An 18,277-nucleotide genomic window follows, 5' to 3' on the forward strand; every position below is an offset into this window, starting at 1 on the left:
TCAGGTCTCCGCCTTGGTCTCGGCGACCTGATCGCCGGGGTCGTAATCCATGGGCTCCACATTCACCGTTTCGCCCGCGAAGCGCGCGATTCGAGAAAGGCTGTAGAGCATCAACATGACCGCGCCCAGAACGGTCAGGAACACGCCAAGATCGAAAAGCATGGCGGTGGCCAGTTCAAATTCCTCAATCGGCGGCAGATGCACATAGGTATAGGCGCTGGTCAGGAACGGCGTGCCCGACAGCCAGGACCCGATCCCGGTTGCGCCCGCGATAACGACGCCAAGGCCGATCATCGTGTGGTACTCGATCCGCTTACGCTCCTGCGTCCAGGCGAAACCGGAGGCCATGTATTGCATCAAAAGCGCGATGGCGACCACAAGGCCTGCCACAAATCCGCCGCCCGGCTGGTTGTGGCCGCGTAGGAAGATGTAGATGCCCACGACAATCGCGATCGGCATCAACACACGGGTGACCACAACCATCATCAGCGGGTGCCGGTCGCGGGACCGGTCCTGCGAATAATCCATGTTCTTAAGCCGCCGCACCGCGGGCCCATCGAGCAGCGCATGCATCAGGGCATAGATCACAAGGCCCGCGATCCCCAACACGATGATCTCGCCATAGGTGTCATAGCCCCGGAAATCGACCAGGATGACATTGACCACATTGGTGCCGCCACCGCCCTCATAGCTGTTGTCGATGTGGTAGCTTGAGATCGTGTCGATATCGCGCAGGAGGAAGGCATAGGCCAGCGCCCCAACCCCACCACCGGCAGTCAGCGCGATGAACGCATCGCGGAGTTTGAGGCCCATCGGGCTCTCTTTCGGCGTCTCCTTCGGCATGAAGTGTAGCGCCAGCAGCAAGAGCATGATCGTCACCGTCTCAACCGAAATCTGCGTCAGCGCCAGATCGGGGGCCGAGAGATAGGCAAAGCCAGCCGAGATCGACAACCCTATGACCCCGATCAAGACCAGCGCGCGGAACCGACGGTGATGCATTACGACAACTGAGACCGTGGCCACGATCAACATCAGCCAGACGACAGCGATGACCGCCGGAACCGGCAAAAGCTCTCGCGTGGGGGCCGACAGGCCGCTGCCGGAATAGGCGATCCAGCCAAGTGCGACGGCGGTCACCGTGAAGATGGCAAGGTAGCGGCTGATGGCACCGTTATGGGTGATCTCGGTGATTCCACGCGTGAATGAGACAAGCGCCGCGACCAACCGATCGAAGATTGCTTTCGCTTCGGGGCGTGGCGCGGCGATCCAGGCCCGGTCGAGGGGGCGATGCAGCAGGAGCACCATTGCACCGCCCAAAATGGCGATGATCGACATCCACAGCGCGGGCGTCACGCCGTGCCAGATTTTCAGATGCGGGTGCAAATCCGCGCCCGTCACCGCATTGGCCGCCGCCGTCACGACCCCTTCGGCCAGGAAGGGCGCCATGCCGATCACCAGGACGAGGACCACCAGAAGCCCGGGCGCGGCCCACATGCCGAAAGGCGGATCATGCGGTGTCGACGGATAGTCATCGCGCTTGGGCCCGAGGAAGACATGCGCGACGAAGCGGAAGGAATACGCCACCGACAGAAGCGCGCCGATTGTCGCTGCGATCGGCACGGCGTAATGGCTGCCGAGCCAGTCGGTATGCGAGGCCTCCTCCAGCATCATTTCCTTCGACAAGAACCCGTTCAGGAGCGGGAGACCGGCCATCGACAGCGCCGCCACCGTCCCGATCAGGAAGGTGATCGGCATCAGATGCCTGAGCCCGCCGAGCCGTTTGATATCCCGTGTATGGGTTTCGTGATCGACGATCCCGGCGGTCATGAAGAGCGCGGCCTTGAAGGTCAGGTGGTTGATGATGTGGAACACCGCCGCCACCGCCGCGGCTTGGGTTCCGAAACCGAGCAACATGGTCAAAAGGCCCAGATGACTGACCGTCGAGAATGCCAGAAGCGCCTTGAGATCATCTTTGAAGAGCGCGATCAGCGCGCCCAGCACCATGGTCACAAGGCCCGTGGTCGCGACGATATAGAACCAGGCATCCGTTCCCGACAGCACCGGCCACATGCGCGCCATCAGGAACACGCCCGCTTTCACCATCGTCGCCGAATGCAGATAGGCCGAGACCGGCGTCGGCGCGGCCATCGCGTGGGGCAGCCAGAAGTGGAATGGGAATTGTGCGGATTTGGTGAAGGCGCCCAGCAGGATCAGGATCAGCGCGGGCAGATACCATTCCGACGCGCGGATCTGGTCCCCCGCTTGCAAGATATCGGTCAGGTTGTAGCTGCCGACGATATTGCCGAGGATCAGCATGCCGCCAATCATCGCCAGCCCGCCCGCGCCGGTCACGGCCAGTGCCATCCGCGCGCCTTGCCGCCCTTCGGGCAAGTGCTTCCAATAGCCGATCAAGAGGAAGGACGACAGCGAGGTCAGCTCCCAGAACACCAGCAAAAGCAGGATATTATCCGAGATCACGATGCCCAGCATCGCGCCCTGGAATAGCAATAGATAGGTATAAAACTGCCCCATCGGGTCCTCGCCCGACAGGTAGAACCGCGCGTAAAGCGTGATCAGAAGGCCCACACCCAGGATCATCCCGGCAAACAGCAGCCCGAGCCCATCCAGGAAGAAAGAGGCCGACAACCCCAGTTGCGGCAGCCATTCAAGCTCGGCCTGGATCACCTCGCCGCGCATAACCGCCGGCGCGAGGGTTAAAAGCATGATGAGTGCCAAAGTTGTCGGCACTGCGGTAAAGATCGCACATGCATTGCGCCCAGCCCGGATCATCAGGCCCGGCACGAGGGCCCCGATGAAGGGAAGCAGCGCGATGAGAAAAAGAAGGTTGCCGCCGTCGCTCATTCTCTGCCCTTAAAAGAGTCTTTGTCTGCACACTGGATAACGATGGTCTTCTTGACTGTAAAACAAAGCTTTGCGCTTCGCATGCGGCGGTTCGATGCAACATCGGTCGGAAGACAAGCAAACTATGGCTCCGACCCATCGGATTTCCCGACATTTCAACCGAGATCCATGCGGCCAGAATCTAGATGGCCGTCCCTTAATCCGCGATGACTGTGGATGTCGCGAACGACGCAGTGCAGTTCGCCGGATCAGTTTCAGATTAAACGCAGGGAAAGGTCTATCTCGGCAGTGCTGAGACGGCTGTCATGACACAGGCAGCTAAGGCTCAATGTCGCTAGCGACCAAGCTTAACAGGAACGGCAACGCAAAACCCGCGGCGTATCCAGCGGACCTATCTGGCGTGTGCGCCGGGAGATTGATGCCAACGAAGGCCGACTAAAAATGGCATTGCACGGAGGCGGCTTTAGCCGCCTCCGCATAGAACAATCGTTATGATCCTGTTGTCCGGGGCAGATCATCATCGACGCCCCATTCAGCCCAAGAGCGGTGATAGACGCGGACTCGGGGGAACCCCAGAAGGCGCAGCGCGACATAACTGTGCGATGAGGCGAGACCGACTTGGCAATGGATCACCACATTCCGGTCAGCCGTCACACCATGCTCGGCAAAATGCGCCGTCAGCGCCTCGGCTGGCTTGTAGAACCCATCCTCGTCCAGATTACCGACCCAAGGCAGGTTGATCGCCCAAGGGATGTGACCTTCTTCGTACATCGCCGGCGGGCGCACATCGATGACCACTGTCTCTGCATCGCCACGGTGCCCCAGAACATAATCTGCGGTGGCAACCCGGCGCGACATCGGCGCGGGGACAAATATGCTGGCCTCATATGGCGTGGACTGCTCCGCCAAACGGCCACCGGCAGCTTGATAGGCCGACAAGCCGCCGTTCAGCAGGGCCACATTCTGATGCCCCAGATATTCCAGGAGCCAGAACATTCGCGCCGCATGGAACCCACCACGATCATCATAGATCACCACTCGGGTCTCAGGGTCGATCCCTAAGAGGCTCAAGATCTCGGCCAAATCGGGGACGGGCAACAGCGCGCCCTCAATCGGCGACTGCTCGGCCACTACGGCATTTGGGTCCAGATGCAGAGCACCAGGGATATGCCCGGACGCATAGTCTTCCGCCGAGCGGATATCGAGCAGTAACATGCCCTGGCTGCGATAGAGCGGAGTGCTGGTTTCTGCCGCGGGCAAAGCGAGCGGGACCAAGTCTTGAGCCGCCATGAGCAGGTCAGGGTTGGCATATTCCATCGTCTGGGCAAGCCCTAGCCGGGGCAGCAGGGCAGCGGCGATAGCAGCACCTCCGAACCCTCTGCGGGTTAAAGAAACACTCATTCGTTCCTCCATTAATGTGTATTTATCAAAAAGTTATCTTGGCTGCGGGACAATCCGCATATAGGGGCGCGGCGCCTCCCACCCTTTCGGGAACCGCGCCCGAGCATCGGCATCCGACATCGAAGGAACGATCACGACATCATCGCCCTGCTTCCAGTTTGCCGGGGTCGCCACCTTGTGCTGCGCAGTCAGTTGCAAACTGTCGATAGCGCGCAGCAACTCCCGAAAATCTCGGCCCGTCGTCATCGGATATGTCACTGTCAGCATGATCTTCTTGTCCGGACTGATCACGAAGACGGAGCGTGTGGTGGCATTGTCCGCAGCGGATCGGTCATCCGACGAACCCACCGCATCTTCGGGCAGCATGCCATAAAGCTTCGCGAGCTTGAGCTCCGGGTCACCGATCAACGGAAAATTCGGGGCGATGTCCTGGGTCGCAACGATATCCTCAATCCAACGTGTATGGGCGGCGATCGAGTCGACGCTGAGGCCAATAACCTTGACATTCCGAGCGTCAAATTCGGGTTTCAGCCGCGCCATACTGCCAATCTCTGTGGTGCAGACGGGTGTGAAATCCTTTGGATGCGAAAACAAAACGCACCAGTTATCACCCATCCACTCATAGAAATGGATGGTGCCTTGGGTGGTCTCGGCCTTGAAATCTGGCGCTGTAGCGCCGAGCGCGAGGGTCATGTCGGTTTCCTTCCTCTGTCCTGGTCCAACATTGCCGCCAGCCGGAGAGGTCCCGGCCAAGACGGCAGGCCCGAGATAGCTGTCACCCGTCGGAAAGACCTGAAAAGGATCGGAAGGTTTTCTGAATACTGCGAAGCGTAGGGGGCTGAGCCTAGGTGATAGGCGTGGCCTCGACCCCAAGAGGAAGCGCACCCGTCGAAATCAGGATTTTGCCCGCGCTCATCCGGGCGGCGTAGTCAGCGGGTGCGGTCGCTGCGTCGGCCAGATCACGAATTTCGGCCACCTGGCTTTGCGCTGCACCGGATTTCAGCGCCGCCACGATCCGGCGCATGATCATCATCTTTTGCGGCAGCGGGCGCTTCTCTAGCCATTTCGACACCCAAAACCCACGCACCGTGATGCCTTTAAAAATCATCGTACCCGGATTCAAGGTCGAGGCCGCCCCGGCCAAAGCGCCATAAATCAACACCTCACCCTTCGGCGCCAACGCCTCGACCAATTGCCCGGTCATCTCTCCCCCGATCGCATCCAGCGCCAAACGGCATTTCTTGGCCTGGCCAAGCGTGACCAAATCAGCCGGAAATGGCGGCGCGGAGAGATCGCAGATATGCGCCGCCCCCTCGGCCTTGAGCCGCGCCACCTGCGCCGGGCCGCGCACGACATTAATTACCTCGATACCCGCCTCTGCCGCCATCCGGCGGGTCATCGCGCCAAGCGCCCCGCCTGCCGCGGTACTGATCAGGGATTTGTGCCCGCCAGCCTTCGCGATCTGGATGAACGCCACCGCCGTCAGCGGGTTCACCACCGCCATCGCCGCCGTTCCAAGCGGCAGGTCGTGCGGCAATGGCAGGCAGAGCGCGGCTTGCGTCACCATATATTCGGCCCAACAGCCCTGTTTGTCCGCCGTGCAGGACACCGGTTTGCCCATCACATAGCGCCCCATCAAGCCAGGGCCCGCCGCCACAACCTCGCCGCTTCCCTCCAGCCCGGGGATCAGAGGATAGGGCCAGTTCAGCCCATATTCTCCCTCTAGAAAATGCAAATCCGACGGGTTGATCGGCGAGGCCGCGATCTGCACCAAAACCTCGCCCGGGCCAGGCGTCGGCACCGGGACCTCCTGCAACTCCAGGGGCGCGCCGGGCGCGGTCAACACGAGCGCGCGCATGGTTTTGGGCAAGTCAGGCATCAAGCTCTCCAAAGGCTGTTCTCGCAACACTGCCATGACGCGGCGCGGCATTCCAGCTTGGCAAAACCGGCCCGGGCTGGCATCACCGGCCCATCCATCAGCAAGGGAGAGACCCCATGCGCCTTTTCGTCGGGCTGGGAAATCCAGGCGCGAAATACGCCGGAAACCGCCATAATATCGGGTATATGGCCGTGGATCGGATCGCCGAGGATCACGGATTTGGGCCGTGGCGGTCAAAATTTCAGGGTCAGATCGCCGAAGGGCGGTTGGGCCGCGAAAAGATCATGCTGCTCAAGCCAGAAACCTTCATGAACCTTTCTGGCCAATCCGTCGGCGAGGCGATGCGGTTTTTCAAGCTCGAACCAGGCGATGTGACGGTGTTTTACGATGAGTTGGACCTCGCCCCCGGGAAGCTCCGGGTGAAAACCGGCGGGGGGTTGGCGGGCCATAACGGTCTGCGTTCCATCGACGGGCATATCGGGCCGGAGTTCACCCGGGTGCGGATCGGCATCGGGCATCCTGGGCGGAAAGACCTGGTCTCACGCCATGTTTTGTCCGATTTCGCCAAAGCGGAACAGGATTGGCTGAGCGATCTTTTGCGGGGTGTCAGCGACGGCGCGCCGGAGTTGGCTGGCGGCGATTCCGGCAAGTTTATGAACGCCGTGGCGCTGCGCGTGGCCCCGCCCCGGTCGTCCAATCGGGTAGCTGAAGCAAAACCTGCGTCGGCGCCAAAATCAAAACCCGCTGAAGCGGCGCCTGATGATCGGTCGCCCCTGCAAAGATTGATGGATAAATTCAAATGAGCGAAGTGTTACGGAGCGCCTTCCAGTCGCAAGCCAGAGCCTGCGCGAAACTGGGTTCTCCGTTCATGGAGCGGCTGATGACGCTCATGGCCGAGCGGCTGACCGCTGAGAGCGCGGTCGCTGAACGGCTGCTTGCCTGGACTGGCGATGTCACCTCTTCCGGGCAATCGGTGCCGTTGCGGATCGCGGGAAGCCTGCATGGGCTGGTGCTGGATGGCAGTGATCCGGCGTTGGCTGCGGTCTATCCCCCTCATGAGGTCAGTGATGACGTGCTCTGGTCCGAGGTCGCGCGCGCCTTTGTGGCGCATGAGGCCAGATTGATGGCCTGGCTGGATCTACCGCCGCAAACCAATGAGGTTCGCCGGAGTGCCGCCCTGATCCCCGCAGCTCTGCAGGTTACGGAGATGTTCGGTCTACCGCTCACGATCTCGGAACTGGGTGCCAGCGCGGGCTTGAACCTGGCCTTCAGCGATTTTGCCTTGCTGGCAGATGGTGCCTTGCGAGGTGCCGAAAACGCGCCCGTGCGCCTGACACCAGACTGGACGGGTGCCTTGCCTCCGGACCTCCCGCTCAAGGTCATTGATCGGGCCGGCGTCGATCTGAATCCGCTCGACCCAAGCGCACCTGATCAGGCGCTGCGTTTGCTGTCATATCTTTGGCCAGATCAACCCGACCGGCTCCGCCTGACCCGCGCCGCGATGAACCTGGCCCAGACGCGCCCCGCCAAAGGCGATGCGGCGGGATGGCTGGCGGATCGCCTGGCGACACGACGCCCCGGCACAACCCATTTCATTTATCACACCATCGCCTGGCAGTATTTCCCGCCCGATACCCAAGCGGCCTGCACCGCGGCAATGGAAGCTGCTGGATGCAACGCCACCCTTGATGCCCCAATCGCGCATTTCGCAATGGAAGCCGACGCTCAAAGCTCTGGCGCTGGAATGACCTTGAAAACATGGCCCGGCGGCGAAGAGATCGACCTGGGCCGCGTGGATTTCCATGGGCGGTGGATCGATTGGCGTCTTTAGCCATTGCATTCAATAATAAGAGGATTATTCTATCGGAACGTGCGAATTCGGGGAGTTTCGACTATGAGTTTCGATATGGCGCCGTCCGTCAATGTCTTGGGCGGCACGCTGCAAAGCTGTTCCAAAGATCCGGTCACAGGCTTCTTTCGCAATGGATGCTGCGACACCGGCCCGACCGATCATGGCTCGCACACGGTCTGCGCCGTGATGACGGCGGAGTTCCTCGCCTTCTCGAAATATGTCGGCAATGACCTCAGCACGCCGCGCCCGGAATATGGCTTCGCGGGGCTGAAGCCGGGCGATCAATGGTGCCTTTGCGCCACTCGCTTCCTGCAAGCCCATGAAGAAGGCGTCGCGCCGCGGGTCAATCTTGCGGCCACCCATAGTGGTGCGTTGGCGATTGTGCCGCTGCCGGTTTTGCAGCTCTACGACTTGAACGAGGACGCATAAGCGGCCCCTACTCCGCCGCGACGACCCCGTCGCCCATCAGATCATCAACAAAGACGCTGAGCAGTTGCGGCCGTCCCGTGACACCCGCCTTACGGTAAATTGCGTTGGTTTGCGCCTTAACCGTGCCCTCGGAGGTCGCGCGTAGGGCGGCAATCTCCGACAGGCTCATCCCCTTCAGGGCAAAAAGCGCCACGTCCCGCTCTGCGGGCGTGAGTTTCCACTCGTCAAAACGCTCCTCAACCAAGTCCATAAACGCACCAGAGGCAGCGCGGAGCGCCCGCTCCGCCGCGCGCGTCCGACGCAGCGCGGAGCGCAACAACAACGCCCCGAGAACGACGCCAAGGATCAGTCCAACGCCCGCCCCGATCTCAATCAACTCATGAACTTGCCAGGGGATGGGCGCGAAAGGCAGGCCCAAAACGGACATCATGATTTCCGACACAAAGAAAACCGCGCAGAGCAACTGCACGACAAGGATCACGACAAAAACGACCGGGCGCCTCAACATCTCCAAACGTCCCACATCACCATCTCAGTCGTCGTCACCATCGTCGTCGTCATCGTCATCATCGTCGTCGTCATCATCGTCATCATCATCATCGCCGCCACCATTACCGCCGCCCGCCTGTCCGCCACGTGACCCGGACTGATCATCGTCATCGTCCGACGCCCCAAACAACCCGGTTGTGTAGTCGCGGAGGATCAGGCCGTTGCGCGGATCAAAGACGACCTCGCGGGATTGATCACCACGCCGCGCGATGATCCGCACGCGACCCAAAAGGGTTCGGTTCATCCGCTGAACAGTGTATCCCTGATCCCGAAGCTGCGCGACGACTTGGTCTGTGACGGTCGATTGCGCGGTGGCCGACCCAGCCCCCAACACCACGGCAAATCCCGCGGCAAGCATGTCTCTGCGTGTCACCATCTTCGTCGACCTCATCAAAAATGATCCTCCCCGGCCTGCGCTACGCCGCCGGAGAGGATCTCTGCCATCTTAACCCCATTGGCGGGTTTTAGTCATCGTCGTCGTCATCATCATCGTCGTCATCATCGTCATCATCATCATCGTCGTCGTAATCATCATCGTAATCGTCATAGTCGTCATCAGACGCATCACGACTGCCGTCGCCCCGCAGCCATTCCGGAAGCCAGTTCTGGGCGATCTCTTCATAGGTATTGGCGTGCTCTTCTTCGGTCTCGATGCTCTGCACCAAGGCGCCATGGGCCGTGCCACTCAAAAGCATTGCGATCATTGCGGCTGTCAGTGTCTGTTTCATCTCACAACTCCTCATTTGGTTCGGCCCCAACCCATGTGCGACCTTGCCTCTACAGAAGACCAAACACTGAGGCGGCTCTATTTCCGCGAGGTTTAGGCGCGGACACGTAAACCCAAAGCCAATCTAGCATCTGTGAAAATCGTCAGAAATAAACCGAGGTTGATGCGGCAGCGGATCAGCATCACCTCGCCTGAACCGCCCTAAACCAAAGGTTTAGGCCGTTCAGGTCCAGCACAGGTTGTAGTCCTCGACGACGGCGCTCAGTGCCCGTTCATCTCGAAGCCCAAGGCCCGCGCGACGGTGAAGATATCTTTGTCCCCCCGACCGCACATATTCATGATGATCAGGTGATCGCGCGGCAGGTCCGGGGCGATTTTCATCACATGGGCCAGCGCGTGGGACGGCTCAAGCGCCGGGATGATCCCTTCCTGCGCGCAGGACAATTGGAACGCCTCCAGCGCCTCCGCATCCGTGATCGAGACATATTGCGCGCGGCCAATCTCATGCAGCCAGGAATGCTCCGGCCCGATGCCCGGATAATCCAAGCCCGCCGAGATCGAGTATCCCTCAAGGATTTGCCCATCATCATCTTGGAGCAGATAGGTCCGGTTGCCATGCAGCACGCCGGGCCGCCCACCGGTCAGCGACGCGCAATGCTCCATCTTGGCATTCACGCCCTTACCGCCGGCCTCAACACCGATGATCTGCACCTCTTTGTCATCAAGGAACGGAAAGAACAGGCCCATCGCGTTTGACCCGCCGCCGATGGCGGCGATGATTGTATCCGGCAGACGGCCCTCGGCGGCCATCATCTGTTCCTTGGCTTCCTTGCCGATGATCGCCTGGAAATCGCGGACCATCGCCGGATAGGGATGCGGGCCCGCCACCGTGCCGATGCAATAAAATGTGTCGCGCACATTGGTCACCCAATCACGCAGCGCATCGTTCATCGCGTCTTTCAGCGTGCCCCGACCGCTCGTTACTGGGATCACTTCGGCCCCAAGCAACCGCATCCGGAACACATTCGGTGCCTGACGCTCCACATCATGGGCGCCCATATACACCACGCATTTCAGCCCGAATTTGGCACAGACGGTGGCCGTGGCCACGCCATGCTGCCCCGCGCCGGTCTCGGCAATGATCCGGGTCTTCCCCATGCGACGGGCCAGGATGATCTGCCCTAGCACATTATTGATCTTATGCGCGCCGGTATGGTTCAACTCGTCCCGTTTGAGATAAATCTTTGCCCCACCCAGATGCTCAGTCAGGCGCTCCGCGAAATAGAGCGGCGAGGGGCGACCGACATAATGGGTCCAGAGATCGTGCATCTCGTCCCAGAAGCTCTGATCCGTCTTGGCGAACTCGTATTGCTTCTCCAACTCCAAGATCAGCGGCATCAGCGTTTCAGAGACAAACCGCCCACCGAAATCGCCAAAGCGCCCGTCTTCATCGGGGCCGGTCATGAAGCTGTTGAAGAGGTCGTTCATTCCTGATCTCCCGCGTTGGACAGGGTGCGTTTAAAGCCAACATGGTAGGGCGTAAAGCCGTTGGACATATAGAATCGATGTGTGTCCTCGCGCGTGTGATGCGCCACAAGCTGCAAGAGACCGCATCCCATATCGCGCGCCCGTGCCTCGGCATCGGCCATCATCTGATGCCCGATCCCCTGCCCACGCAGCCGTTCGGCGACGCGCACATCCTCGATCTGACCACGGCGGATGGCTTTATGCGAGAGGCCATCGAGCGCGGTCAGTTGGTAGCAGGCGACAATCTCGCCTTCCAATTGCCCGACAACCAGCCGCACATGGGCCTCTCGGTCGATCCGGCTGAACATCATCTGATAGAGTGCATCGGGCGCGGTTTCCCGTTCCGCACCAAGATGATCTTCGCGAAGCAGCGCCAGAACCGCCGGAACATCCTCTGGCCCCGCGACGCGGAAACGAACAGTCATTGGGACAAGGCGGCGGCGAACCGCGCGATTTTGTCGGCGTCTTTCTCTCCGGGCGCGTGTTCGACGCCGGAGGAGACATCCACTTGCCGCGCCCCGGTCAGACGCACAGCCTCGGCCACGTTCTCGGGCGTCAGACCACCGGCCAGCATCCAGGGCTTGGTCCAATACTTGCGTCCCGTCAGTAACCGCCAATCAAAACTCAGCCCATTGCCACCTGGCAGTTCGGCGCCTTTGGGGGCCTTGGCGTCGATTAACACCTGATCCGCAACGGCGGCATATCGGTCGATGGCCTCCAAGTCGCGCGCTTCGGCCAAACCGATGGCTTTCATCACCGGCAAACCATAGCGCGCTTTGATCTCGGAAACCCGATCCGGCGTCTCTGTCCCATGTAATTGCAGCATATCCAGCGGGACTTGGGCCACAATCTCATCGAGAACCGCATCCGAAGCATCCACGACGAGGGCGACCTTCGCTATTCCGACCGGCACCTTGAGGGCAAGGGCGCGTGCCTCATCGAAAGTTACCGCGCGCGGTGATTTGGCGAAAAACACAAAGCCGACATATCGCGCGCCCGCCGCCGCAGCAGCAGCGATGTCAGCCTCGGTTCTCAAGCCGCAAAATTTGATCGCAACATCCATGGACCCAGCCCTTAGCGCGCGGGGCCAGTATCCTCAAGCAGCGCCAAGATCTCATCCTGGCCCTCATTGGCCCGACCCTTGAGGGTTTGCACCTCGCGCTCAAGCTTCTGCTTGTCGCGGCGATGGGTCTTCGCCTCCGCCCGGTGGCGATGTTCACGGAGCCATTCCCAGACGAAGCCGATCAACAAGCCGAGGACCACGCCGCCGAAAATCACCAGGAACAGCGGCAGCTCAATCGTGAAGGACCAGCCCGTCCAGAGCGCCAGGTTCTCCGGCAGAAGCTGCAACATAACCGTGCCGCGATTGGCGAGCGCCAAGATCACCAGCCCAAACGCGACAAGCGCCAAAAACGCGTATTTCAGATAGCGGATCACCTAAGGGAGCCTTTCAGCTGTCATGCCCGTTGAGACGATCCCGTAGCAGTTTGCCCGCCTTGAAGAAAGGCACATGCTTTTCCTCAACTGAGACGCTTTCGCCTGTGCGCGGGTTCCGGCCGACCCGGGCGTCGCGCTTCTTCACGGAGAAAGCGCCAAAGCCGCGCAACTCGACACGGTCGCCATTGGCCATGGCTTCGATAATCTCTTCGAAAATCGCGTTCACGATGCGCTCGACATCGCGCTGATAGAGATGTGGGTTCTCTTCCGAAAGCTTGGTAATCAGCTCCGAGCGTATCATCCTATCCCTCCCAGGTGGTGCACAGCAATTTTCACTGACTATAGGACGATTGCGTCCATCGCGGAACTGAAAAGCCGCCCCGTTTTCGGGAAACTGAACCCCTATCGCCCTGTTCAGGCGGGAAAATCGCCGCTGATGAGCATGCCTCCGCCGGGAAGAGGGAGAAGACCGGTGTTTTCACACTTTCGTGATTCGGATCGGAAATGGCGTTAAGAAACTGTGGCGATCCCCCGAGGACTCGAACCCCGAACCTGCTGATTAGAAGTCAGCTGCTCTATCCAGTTGAGCTAGGGGACCGCTGAGGATCAGTTAGCGCCTTGGCCCGCCGAGGTCTAGACTTGTGCCTCATCGAGGGATTGCTCCCATCCGCGCTTGTGCGCGCGACCGATGCGGCGTCTGAGGGTTGCGAAATCATCTTGATCAAGCAAGCTTACGATCTGATCGCGGTGGGCTTGAATACAGGCCGCGTTCAACACGGCCAACTCGTCATCTTGAAGCATCTCGTCCATCGCTGCCCGGACTGGCTCCGACCAGCGCTGAATCCGTGTCTCATCTTGCTGATTGATATTGTAGCGCCGCCAATAGCTCAGGTCTGCCGAGCGATCCGCATGATTTGCATTGCCGCGCGCCACTTGGGTCAAGAAGCTGTCCATTGAGCGCAGGGCGTAATGGTTCAACTGCGCGAGGTCATAGGAGAACAGCCCCTCGTCCAGAGATTTGATCTCCCGCACCTTCAATTCGTCCGGCAGCGGCTGCCCCGCGGCATTGACCCAATTGAGTTCGTGCCCCCGATCGGCAATGGGCCGCGGGGAGTGATTGGTGATGCGATCCACCGGCGCGCCCACACGCGTAAAAGACTTCACGCCGCGCCGCGGATTTCGCGGGTTCATATGGCCGGTGTAGTTCTGCGACTTGGTAAACCGGTCCATCTGGAACTCTTCGGTGAACTCTTGATGACCTGCGCAGCCGAAATTCAACTGATTGATACTGATCACATCGGCGCCATCGCAGGCATTGAACAGATCTTCCAGCCGCCCGTCGCCCGCATTCACACAGATGAACTCATCCATATCCAGCGACACGACCCAATCGACCCGCTTCAACCGGCTGAGCGTGTTGATATATTTGATCACCGCCAGATGATGCCGCTCAATCTGCATAATCATCGACGGGTTGGCATAATGGCGCACGAGACCCAACTCATCGAGCCGGTCCAAAAGCAAGTCCGAGCCATCGGTGCAGTCATTGGAGAAGACCAAGATATCAGTGACACCGATCAACCGGTGATAAGCGACCCATTCTAGAATAAATGGGCCTTCATTTTTCATCGGCGTGATAGAAGCAACGCGCATCGTGTTGTCGGTCCTGCTCAAATCACCGGGTTCAGCCAGATCACAGCCACCCCGGATTATGGATTTCCGCCCGACTATAGCACCGAAAGGCTGGGAATGGGCGCTTAATGCGTCCAGGCGCCGCGCCGATCCGTGGCGAAGTTTTCGCCATAGCCGCGGGCGCGGATATTGGGTTTGCGCTTTTTCGGCTGCATGACGATGGCATCAATCCCGTTCTCGGCCGCATAATCCTTTGCCGCGTCCAATGTCTCGAAGCTCAGATGCACTTGGCTGTTCATGTCGTCAGAGCTGGTCCATCCCATCAGCGGGTCCACCTCACGCGGCGAAGCCGGCGCGAATTCCAACACCCAATGATGGGTCTTGGCCGTGCCCGAGGACATGGCGGTTTTGGCGGGCTGATAAATACGCGCGCGCATGGGCGGTCTCCTCATCACTTGCCAGTCTTATCTCCAAACAGAGCCATTGATGCAACGGGCATTCCTGTCGCGCCGACGTGTATATAGGGAGGGGAGGGAAGTGGGTTGCCAACCCGGCTCGAGGGAGCGAGGGGTGGGTGGGTGTCGAACCCGGTTGGCAACCGCTTCTGCTGCTTGCTCATTGAAGGTAGGCGGCGGCTGGTTTCATTGCAATGAAAAATTCGCCTTAAGGTTGTGTGCATTTAACTCAAACACGAGGAAAAATCTTAACCTTTTGGCAAGGCATGTCAGGGGTTCTCGGCACACCCGAGCTTGAGGCCTTGAACAAGAACAAAATAAGACCATTCTAAGGAGGCTGCAGGGGGTTTCGATGCATAACAATTCACCAGAACAAATGCCGGTTTTGAACCATTCGGTCGATGAGGTCCGCGCGCGGCCCAAACTGGAAGGCGGCAAACAGTTCATTCTACATACAGAATTCGACCCGGCGGGCGACCAGCCCACCGCGATTGAAGAATTGGCAGGCGGGATTCGCGAGGGCGACCAGAATCAGGTGCTCCTCGGCGCCACCGGCACCGGCAAGACCTTCACCATGGCCAAGGTCATCGAAGAAACCCAACGCCCGGCGATCATCCTCGCCCCTAACAAGACGCTGGCCGCACAACTCTACGGCGAGTTCAAAGGGTTCTTCCCCGACAACGCGGTGGAGTATTTCGTCAGCTATTATGACTACTACCAACCCGAGGCCTATGTGGCGCGGTCGGACACCTATATCGAGAAAGAATCTCAGATCAACGAACAGATCGACCGAATGCGCCACTCGGCAACACGCGCGCTTCTCGAACGCGACGATGTGATCATCGTGGCCTCGGTCTCCTGCATCTACGGCATCGGCTCGGTGGAGACCTATGGCGCGATGACCCAGGATCTGATTTCCGGGAAAGAGTATGATCAACGCAAGGTCATGGCCGATCTGATCGCCCAGCAATACCGCCGCAACGATCAGGCGTTCCAGCGCGGCAGCTTCCGCGTCCGCGGCGACAGCTTGGAAATCTGGCCCGCACACTTGGACGACCGCGCCTGGAAGCTCTCTTTCTTCGGTGAAGAGCTGGAAAGCATCACCGAGTTCGACCCGCTCACGGGCGAGAAAACCGACACGTTCGAGAAAGTGCGCGTCTACGCCAACTCGCATTACGTGACACCACGCCCCACGATGCAGCAGGCGATCAAGGGCATCAAAGCGGAGCTGCAGGTCCGGCTCGACCAGCTCATCGGCGAAGGCAAGCTGTTGGAGGCGCAGCGGCTGGAGCAGCGGACAAATTTCGACCTGGAGATGTTGGAGGCCACCGGCGTCTGCAACGGGATCGAGAACTATTCGCGCTATCTGACGGGCCGCATACCCGGCGAGCCGCCCCCCACGCTTTTCGAATACATCCCCGACAACGCGATTGTCTTCGCCGACGAATCCCACGTCTCGGTGCCACAAATCGGCGGCATGTATCGGGGCGACTACCGACGCAAGTTCACCCTGGCGGAGCACGGGTTCCGCCTCCCCTCCTGCATGGACAACCGCCCGCTAAAGTTCGAGGAATGGGATGCGATGCGACCGCAGTCGATCTTCGTCTCCGCCACCCCGCAAGCCTGGGAGTTGGAGCAATCGGGCGGCGTCTTCACCGAACAGGTGATCCGCCCCACAGGCCTGCTCGATCCACAGGTTGAAATCCGACCGGTGGAAATGCAGGTCGATGACCTCCTCGACGAGGTCCGCCGCGTCACCGCCGATGGCTTCCGCACGCTGGTGACCACGCTCACCAAACGCATGGCCGAGGATCTGACCGAATACATGCATGAGCAGGGCATCAAGGTCCGCTATATGCATTCCGATATCGACACGCTGGAACGGATCGAGATCCTGCGCGACCTGCGGCTTGGCGCCTTCGACGTGCTGATCGGGATCAACCTGCTGCGCGAGGGCCTGGACATCCCGGAATGCGGGTTGGTGGCGATCCTGGATGCAGATAAGGAGGGCTTCCTGCGCTCGGAAACCTCGCTGGTGCAGACCATCGGCCGCGCCGCGCGGAACGCCGAAGGCCGGGTGATCATGTATGCCGACCGGATCACCGGCTCAATGGAGCGCGCCATGCGTGAGACCGACCGGCGGCGCGCAAAACAGATTGCCTATAACGAGGAACACGGGATCACGCCGGAGACGGTCAAGAAGAATGTCGAGGACATTCTGGCCGGGCTCTACAAGGGCGATGTGGACATGAACCGGGTGACTGCGAAGGTGGAGAAACCACTCCACGGCGCAAACCTTGAGGCGGTCCTGAACGGCCTCCGCACCGATATGCGGAAAGCGGCGGAGAACCTGGAATTCGAAGAGGCTGCCCGGCTGAGGGACGAGATCAAACGGCTGGAAACGGTGGACCTGGTGGTATCCGACGACCCGCTGGCGCGGCAGACTGCGGTGGAGGCGGCGGTTGAAGGGGCCGCGAAGGCCGAGGGGCGGTCTACGGCGGGACGACCGGGGCAGCGGGGTGGGAATGTGAGGCGGAGGGGGAGGTAGACTGGTCATTGGTTAAGCTTAAGCACGCGGAGTTGAGGGCAATTGACGACCTGTTCGAGATGGCTGACGGATATGCGCTCGATTTTTCAAACAAGACATTAGCAGAGTTCTTCGAGGACCAGTTCAACGAAGACATTTACGCTGATCGGTACGCATCTAGGGGCAATTCAAAGGCGAACAGGATCCGTGCTTATTTGGACTTAGCCACTCCGCTACAAGCTGGAAAACTGCTCAGGGCGTTGTGGTCTCACAGGAACCGTCAACGTGAGATTGAAACCCAACGACGAAATAATCTGATCGCGTCCGGTTTTATGGAAGTGGAGGAGCTTGAGGTATTTCTACTGCCATTTGCAGAGGACGACCAGGCGTTCCATGAACTTGTCGAAGCAATAGAAAAGAGGAACGACAGCGAAATCGTTGCGGCTGCCACAATTCTCGCAGCAAACTTCAACTTCGACACTGTTGCACTGGAAATCGAGAGAGCGAGAAACTTCGTCGATGACGATCCTGAAGATGCGATTACCGCAGCTTGCTCGTTGATCGAGAGCGTGTGCCGATCAATCCTGGTCGAGTTAGACCTGCCGCTTCCAAAAGAGCTTTCCGTCAAACCTCTCTACAAAGCAGTACGTGGTCCGCTGGGGTTGGCACCGGACAAACCGAGCGTTGAAACTCAAGTCGCTGCCGACGTTAGAGCAATTCTTGCAGGCCTGTCGAATTCAATAGAAGGGATAGGTGCATTGAGAACGCATGCTGGAGACGCTCATGGTCGCGAGAAAGGTCGACCACGTGTCGATGCCCGGATTGCTCGCCTCTCAGTAAACACAGCCTCCGCCATAGCGGTTTTTCTCATTGAGACCTGGAGCCGTCGCTATCCAGAACGCGCGCTCCCGAACCCTGGCGCAGAGGTGTCTTGAAAACGGTGATCTTCCGGCTGGTACCACACAAGCCGGTCAAGCGCCTGCCCGTAGGATGGCGCTGC

19 protein-coding genes and 1 tRNA gene are annotated in these 18,277 nt (G+C 59.7%); 5 read left to right on the forward strand and 15 right to left on the reverse strand.

All coding sequences use genetic code 11. The annotated features are described in order from the left end of the window. The 4 genes from GTF44_RS16945 to GTF44_RS16960 all read right to left on the reverse strand — a co-directional run bounded on the left by GTF44_RS16945 (position 1) and on the right by GTF44_RS16960 (position 6,142). Positions 1-2,862, reverse strand: coding sequence for a monovalent cation/H+ antiporter subunit A (locus tag GTF44_RS16945; RefSeq protein ID WP_171561298.1), 2,862 nt, complete (start codon positions 2,860-2,862; stop codon positions 1-3). A 489-nt stretch (positions 2,863-3,351) separates the two neighbouring features. Beyond that, positions 3,352-4,263 (reverse strand): sulfurtransferase, encoded by a 912-nt coding sequence (locus GTF44_RS16950; protein WP_171561300.1) that lies wholly within the window; start codon positions 4,261-4,263, stop codon positions 3,352-3,354. Positions 4,264-4,296: 33 nt separating this feature from the next. Further along, a complete protein-coding gene (locus tag GTF44_RS16955; RefSeq protein ID WP_145215443.1) occupies positions 4,297-4,956 on the reverse strand; it encodes a peroxiredoxin in 660 nt (219 codons plus the stop codon). Between the two features lie 151 nt (positions 4,957-5,107). After that, the gene (locus GTF44_RS16960) at positions 5,108-6,142 is read right to left on the reverse strand and encodes a zinc-binding dehydrogenase (RefSeq protein ID WP_171561302.1); all 1,035 of its coding nucleotides are present in this window, start codon (positions 6,140-6,142) and stop codon (positions 5,108-5,110) included. Between the two features lie 116 nt (positions 6,143-6,258). Between GTF44_RS16960 and pth the strand changes: the two genes are divergently transcribed. The 3 genes from pth to GTF44_RS16975 all read left to right on the forward strand — a co-directional run bounded on the left by pth (position 6,259) and on the right by GTF44_RS16975 (position 8,423). Then, positions 6,259-6,945: an aminoacyl-tRNA hydrolase gene (gene pth / locus GTF44_RS16965; protein WP_171561304.1), complete on the forward strand. Its 687-nt coding sequence runs from the start codon at positions 6,259-6,261 to the stop codon at positions 6,943-6,945. Then, positions 6,942-7,973 carry a DUF2332 domain-containing protein gene (locus tag GTF44_RS16970; protein ID WP_171561305.1) on the forward strand — a complete coding sequence of 344 codons (1,032 nt, stop codon included), beginning with the start codon at positions 6,942-6,944 and terminating at the stop codon, positions 7,971-7,973. The genes pth and GTF44_RS16970 overlap by 4 nt, the downstream gene beginning before the upstream one ends. A gap of 63 nt (positions 7,974-8,036) precedes the next feature. After that, the gene (locus tag GTF44_RS16975; protein ID WP_171561307.1) at positions 8,037-8,423 is read left to right on the forward strand and encodes a DUF2237 family protein; all 387 of its coding nucleotides are present in this window, start codon (positions 8,037-8,039) and stop codon (positions 8,421-8,423) included. Positions 8,424-8,430: 7 nt separating this feature from the next. On the opposite strand, the gene GTF44_RS16980 is transcribed toward GTF44_RS16975, so the two are convergent. From GTF44_RS16980 to GTF44_RS17030, 11 genes are all read right to left on the reverse strand, one after another. Beyond that, a complete protein-coding gene (locus GTF44_RS16980) occupies positions 8,431-8,931 on the reverse strand; it encodes a helix-turn-helix transcriptional regulator (protein WP_145215428.1) in 501 nt (166 codons plus the stop codon). 24 nt (positions 8,932-8,955) lie between these two features. Further along, on the reverse strand, positions 8,956-9,348 hold the full coding sequence (locus tag GTF44_RS21975) for a PepSY domain-containing protein (RefSeq protein ID WP_216365861.1): 393 nt from the start codon (positions 9,346-9,348) through the stop codon (positions 8,956-8,958). An 88-nt stretch (positions 9,349-9,436) separates the two neighbouring features. Then, entirely contained in the window at positions 9,437-9,700 is a 264-nt protein-coding gene (locus GTF44_RS16990) for a hypothetical protein (RefSeq protein WP_171561172.1), read from the reverse strand. A 260-nt stretch (positions 9,701-9,960) separates the two neighbouring features. Further along, a complete protein-coding gene (trpB, locus tag GTF44_RS16995) occupies positions 9,961-11,187 on the reverse strand; it encodes a tryptophan synthase subunit beta (RefSeq protein WP_171561308.1) in 1,227 nt (408 codons plus the stop codon). After that, positions 11,184-11,651 (reverse strand): GNAT family N-acetyltransferase, encoded by a 468-nt coding sequence (locus tag GTF44_RS17000; RefSeq protein WP_171561310.1) that lies wholly within the window; start codon positions 11,649-11,651, stop codon positions 11,184-11,186. The genes trpB and GTF44_RS17000 overlap by 4 nt, the downstream gene beginning before the upstream one ends. Continuing rightward, positions 11,648-12,289, reverse strand: a complete 642-nt coding sequence (locus tag GTF44_RS17005) for a phosphoribosylanthranilate isomerase (protein WP_171561311.1) — start codon at positions 12,287-12,289, stop codon at positions 11,648-11,650. Before GTF44_RS17005 ends, GTF44_RS17000 begins: the two co-directional genes overlap by 4 nt. Positions 12,290-12,300: 11 nt before the next feature. Further along, entirely contained in the window at positions 12,301-12,660 is a 360-nt protein-coding gene (locus tag GTF44_RS17010) for a lipopolysaccharide assembly LapA domain-containing protein (protein ID WP_171561523.1), read from the reverse strand. A gap of 16 nt (positions 12,661-12,676) precedes the next feature. Then, the gene (gene ihfB, locus GTF44_RS17015; protein ID WP_171561313.1) at positions 12,677-12,964 is read right to left on the reverse strand and encodes an integration host factor subunit beta; all 288 of its coding nucleotides are present in this window, start codon (positions 12,962-12,964) and stop codon (positions 12,677-12,679) included. Between the two features lie 220 nt (positions 12,965-13,184). Then, positions 13,185-13,261, reverse strand: a tRNA-Arg gene (locus tag GTF44_RS17020). 35 nt (positions 13,262-13,296) lie between these two features. Beyond that, on the reverse strand, positions 13,297-14,316 hold the full coding sequence (locus GTF44_RS17025) for a glycosyltransferase family 2 protein (RefSeq protein ID WP_171561314.1): 1,020 nt from the start codon (positions 14,314-14,316) through the stop codon (positions 13,297-13,299). A 104-nt stretch (positions 14,317-14,420) separates the two neighbouring features. Next, entirely contained in the window at positions 14,421-14,732 is a 312-nt protein-coding gene (locus GTF44_RS17030; RefSeq protein WP_171561316.1) for an ETC complex I subunit, read from the reverse strand. A 370-nt stretch (positions 14,733-15,102) separates the two neighbouring features. Here GTF44_RS17030 and uvrB point away from each other — a divergent pair, with 370 nt between their 5' ends. Together uvrB and GTF44_RS17040 are read left to right on the forward strand one after the other, a co-directional pair. After that, positions 15,103-17,298, forward strand: a complete 2,196-nt coding sequence (gene uvrB, locus GTF44_RS17035) for an excinuclease ABC subunit UvrB (protein ID WP_301270774.1) — start codon at positions 15,103-15,105, stop codon at positions 17,296-17,298. Between the two features lie 8 nt (positions 17,299-17,306). Further along, positions 17,307-18,212, forward strand: a complete 906-nt coding sequence (locus GTF44_RS17040) for an abortive infection family protein (RefSeq protein WP_216365114.1) — start codon at positions 17,307-17,309, stop codon at positions 18,210-18,212. Positions 18,213-18,277: the final 65 nt, after the last annotated feature.

This window comes from Roseobacter sp. HKCCD6576-2 (assembly GCF_013179285.1).
In the GTDB taxonomy this organism is placed as follows: domain Bacteria; phylum Pseudomonadota; class Alphaproteobacteria; order Rhodobacterales; family Rhodobacteraceae; genus Rhodophyticola; species Rhodophyticola oceani.

Coding starts and splice junctions, on each gene's coding strand:
- GTF44_RS16945 (WP_171561298.1), bottom strand. CDS start 2,862: ATGAGCGACGGCGGCAACCTTCTTTTTCTCATCGCGCTGCTTCCCTTC.
- GTF44_RS16950 (WP_171561300.1), bottom strand. CDS start 4,263: ATGAGTGTTTCTTTAACCCGCAGAGGGTTCGGAGGTGCTGCTATCGCC.
- GTF44_RS16955 (WP_145215443.1), bottom strand. CDS start 4,956: ATGACCCTCGCGCTCGGCGCTACAGCGCCAGATTTCAAGGCCGAGACC.
- GTF44_RS16960 (WP_171561302.1), bottom strand. CDS start 6,142: ATGCCTGACTTGCCCAAAACCATGCGCGCGCTCGTGTTGACCGCGCCC.
- pth (WP_171561304.1), top strand. CDS start 6,259: ATGCGCCTTTTCGTCGGGCTGGGAAATCCAGGCGCGAAATACGCCGGA.
- GTF44_RS16970 (WP_171561305.1), top strand. CDS start 6,942: ATGAGCGAAGTGTTACGGAGCGCCTTCCAGTCGCAAGCCAGAGCCTGC.
- GTF44_RS16975 (WP_171561307.1), top strand. CDS start 8,037: ATGAGTTTCGATATGGCGCCGTCCGTCAATGTCTTGGGCGGCACGCTG.
- GTF44_RS16980 (WP_145215428.1), bottom strand. CDS start 8,931: ATGTTGAGGCGCCCGGTCGTTTTTGTCGTGATCCTTGTCGTGCAGTTG.
- GTF44_RS21975 (WP_216365861.1), bottom strand. CDS start 9,348: ATGGTGACACGCAGAGACATGCTTGCCGCGGGATTTGCCGTGGTGTTG.
- GTF44_RS16990 (WP_171561172.1), bottom strand. CDS start 9,700: ATGAAACAGACACTGACAGCCGCAATGATCGCAATGCTTTTGAGTGGC.
- trpB (WP_171561308.1), bottom strand. CDS start 11,187: ATGAACGACCTCTTCAACAGCTTCATGACCGGCCCCGATGAAGACGGG.
- GTF44_RS17000 (WP_171561310.1), bottom strand. CDS start 11,651: ATGACTGTTCGTTTCCGCGTCGCGGGGCCAGAGGATGTTCCGGCGGTT.
- GTF44_RS17005 (WP_171561311.1), bottom strand. CDS start 12,289: ATGGATGTTGCGATCAAATTTTGCGGCTTGAGAACCGAGGCTGACATC.
- ihfB (WP_171561313.1), bottom strand. CDS start 12,964: ATGATACGCTCGGAGCTGATTACCAAGCTTTCGGAAGAGAACCCACAT.
- GTF44_RS17025 (WP_171561314.1), bottom strand. CDS start 14,316: ATGCGCGTTGCTTCTATCACGCCGATGAAAAATGAAGGCCCATTTATT.
- GTF44_RS17030 (WP_171561316.1), bottom strand. CDS start 14,732: ATGCGCGCGCGTATTTATCAGCCCGCCAAAACCGCCATGTCCTCGGGC.
- uvrB (WP_301270774.1), top strand. CDS start 15,103: ATGCATAACAATTCACCAGAACAAATGCCGGTTTTGAACCATTCGGTC.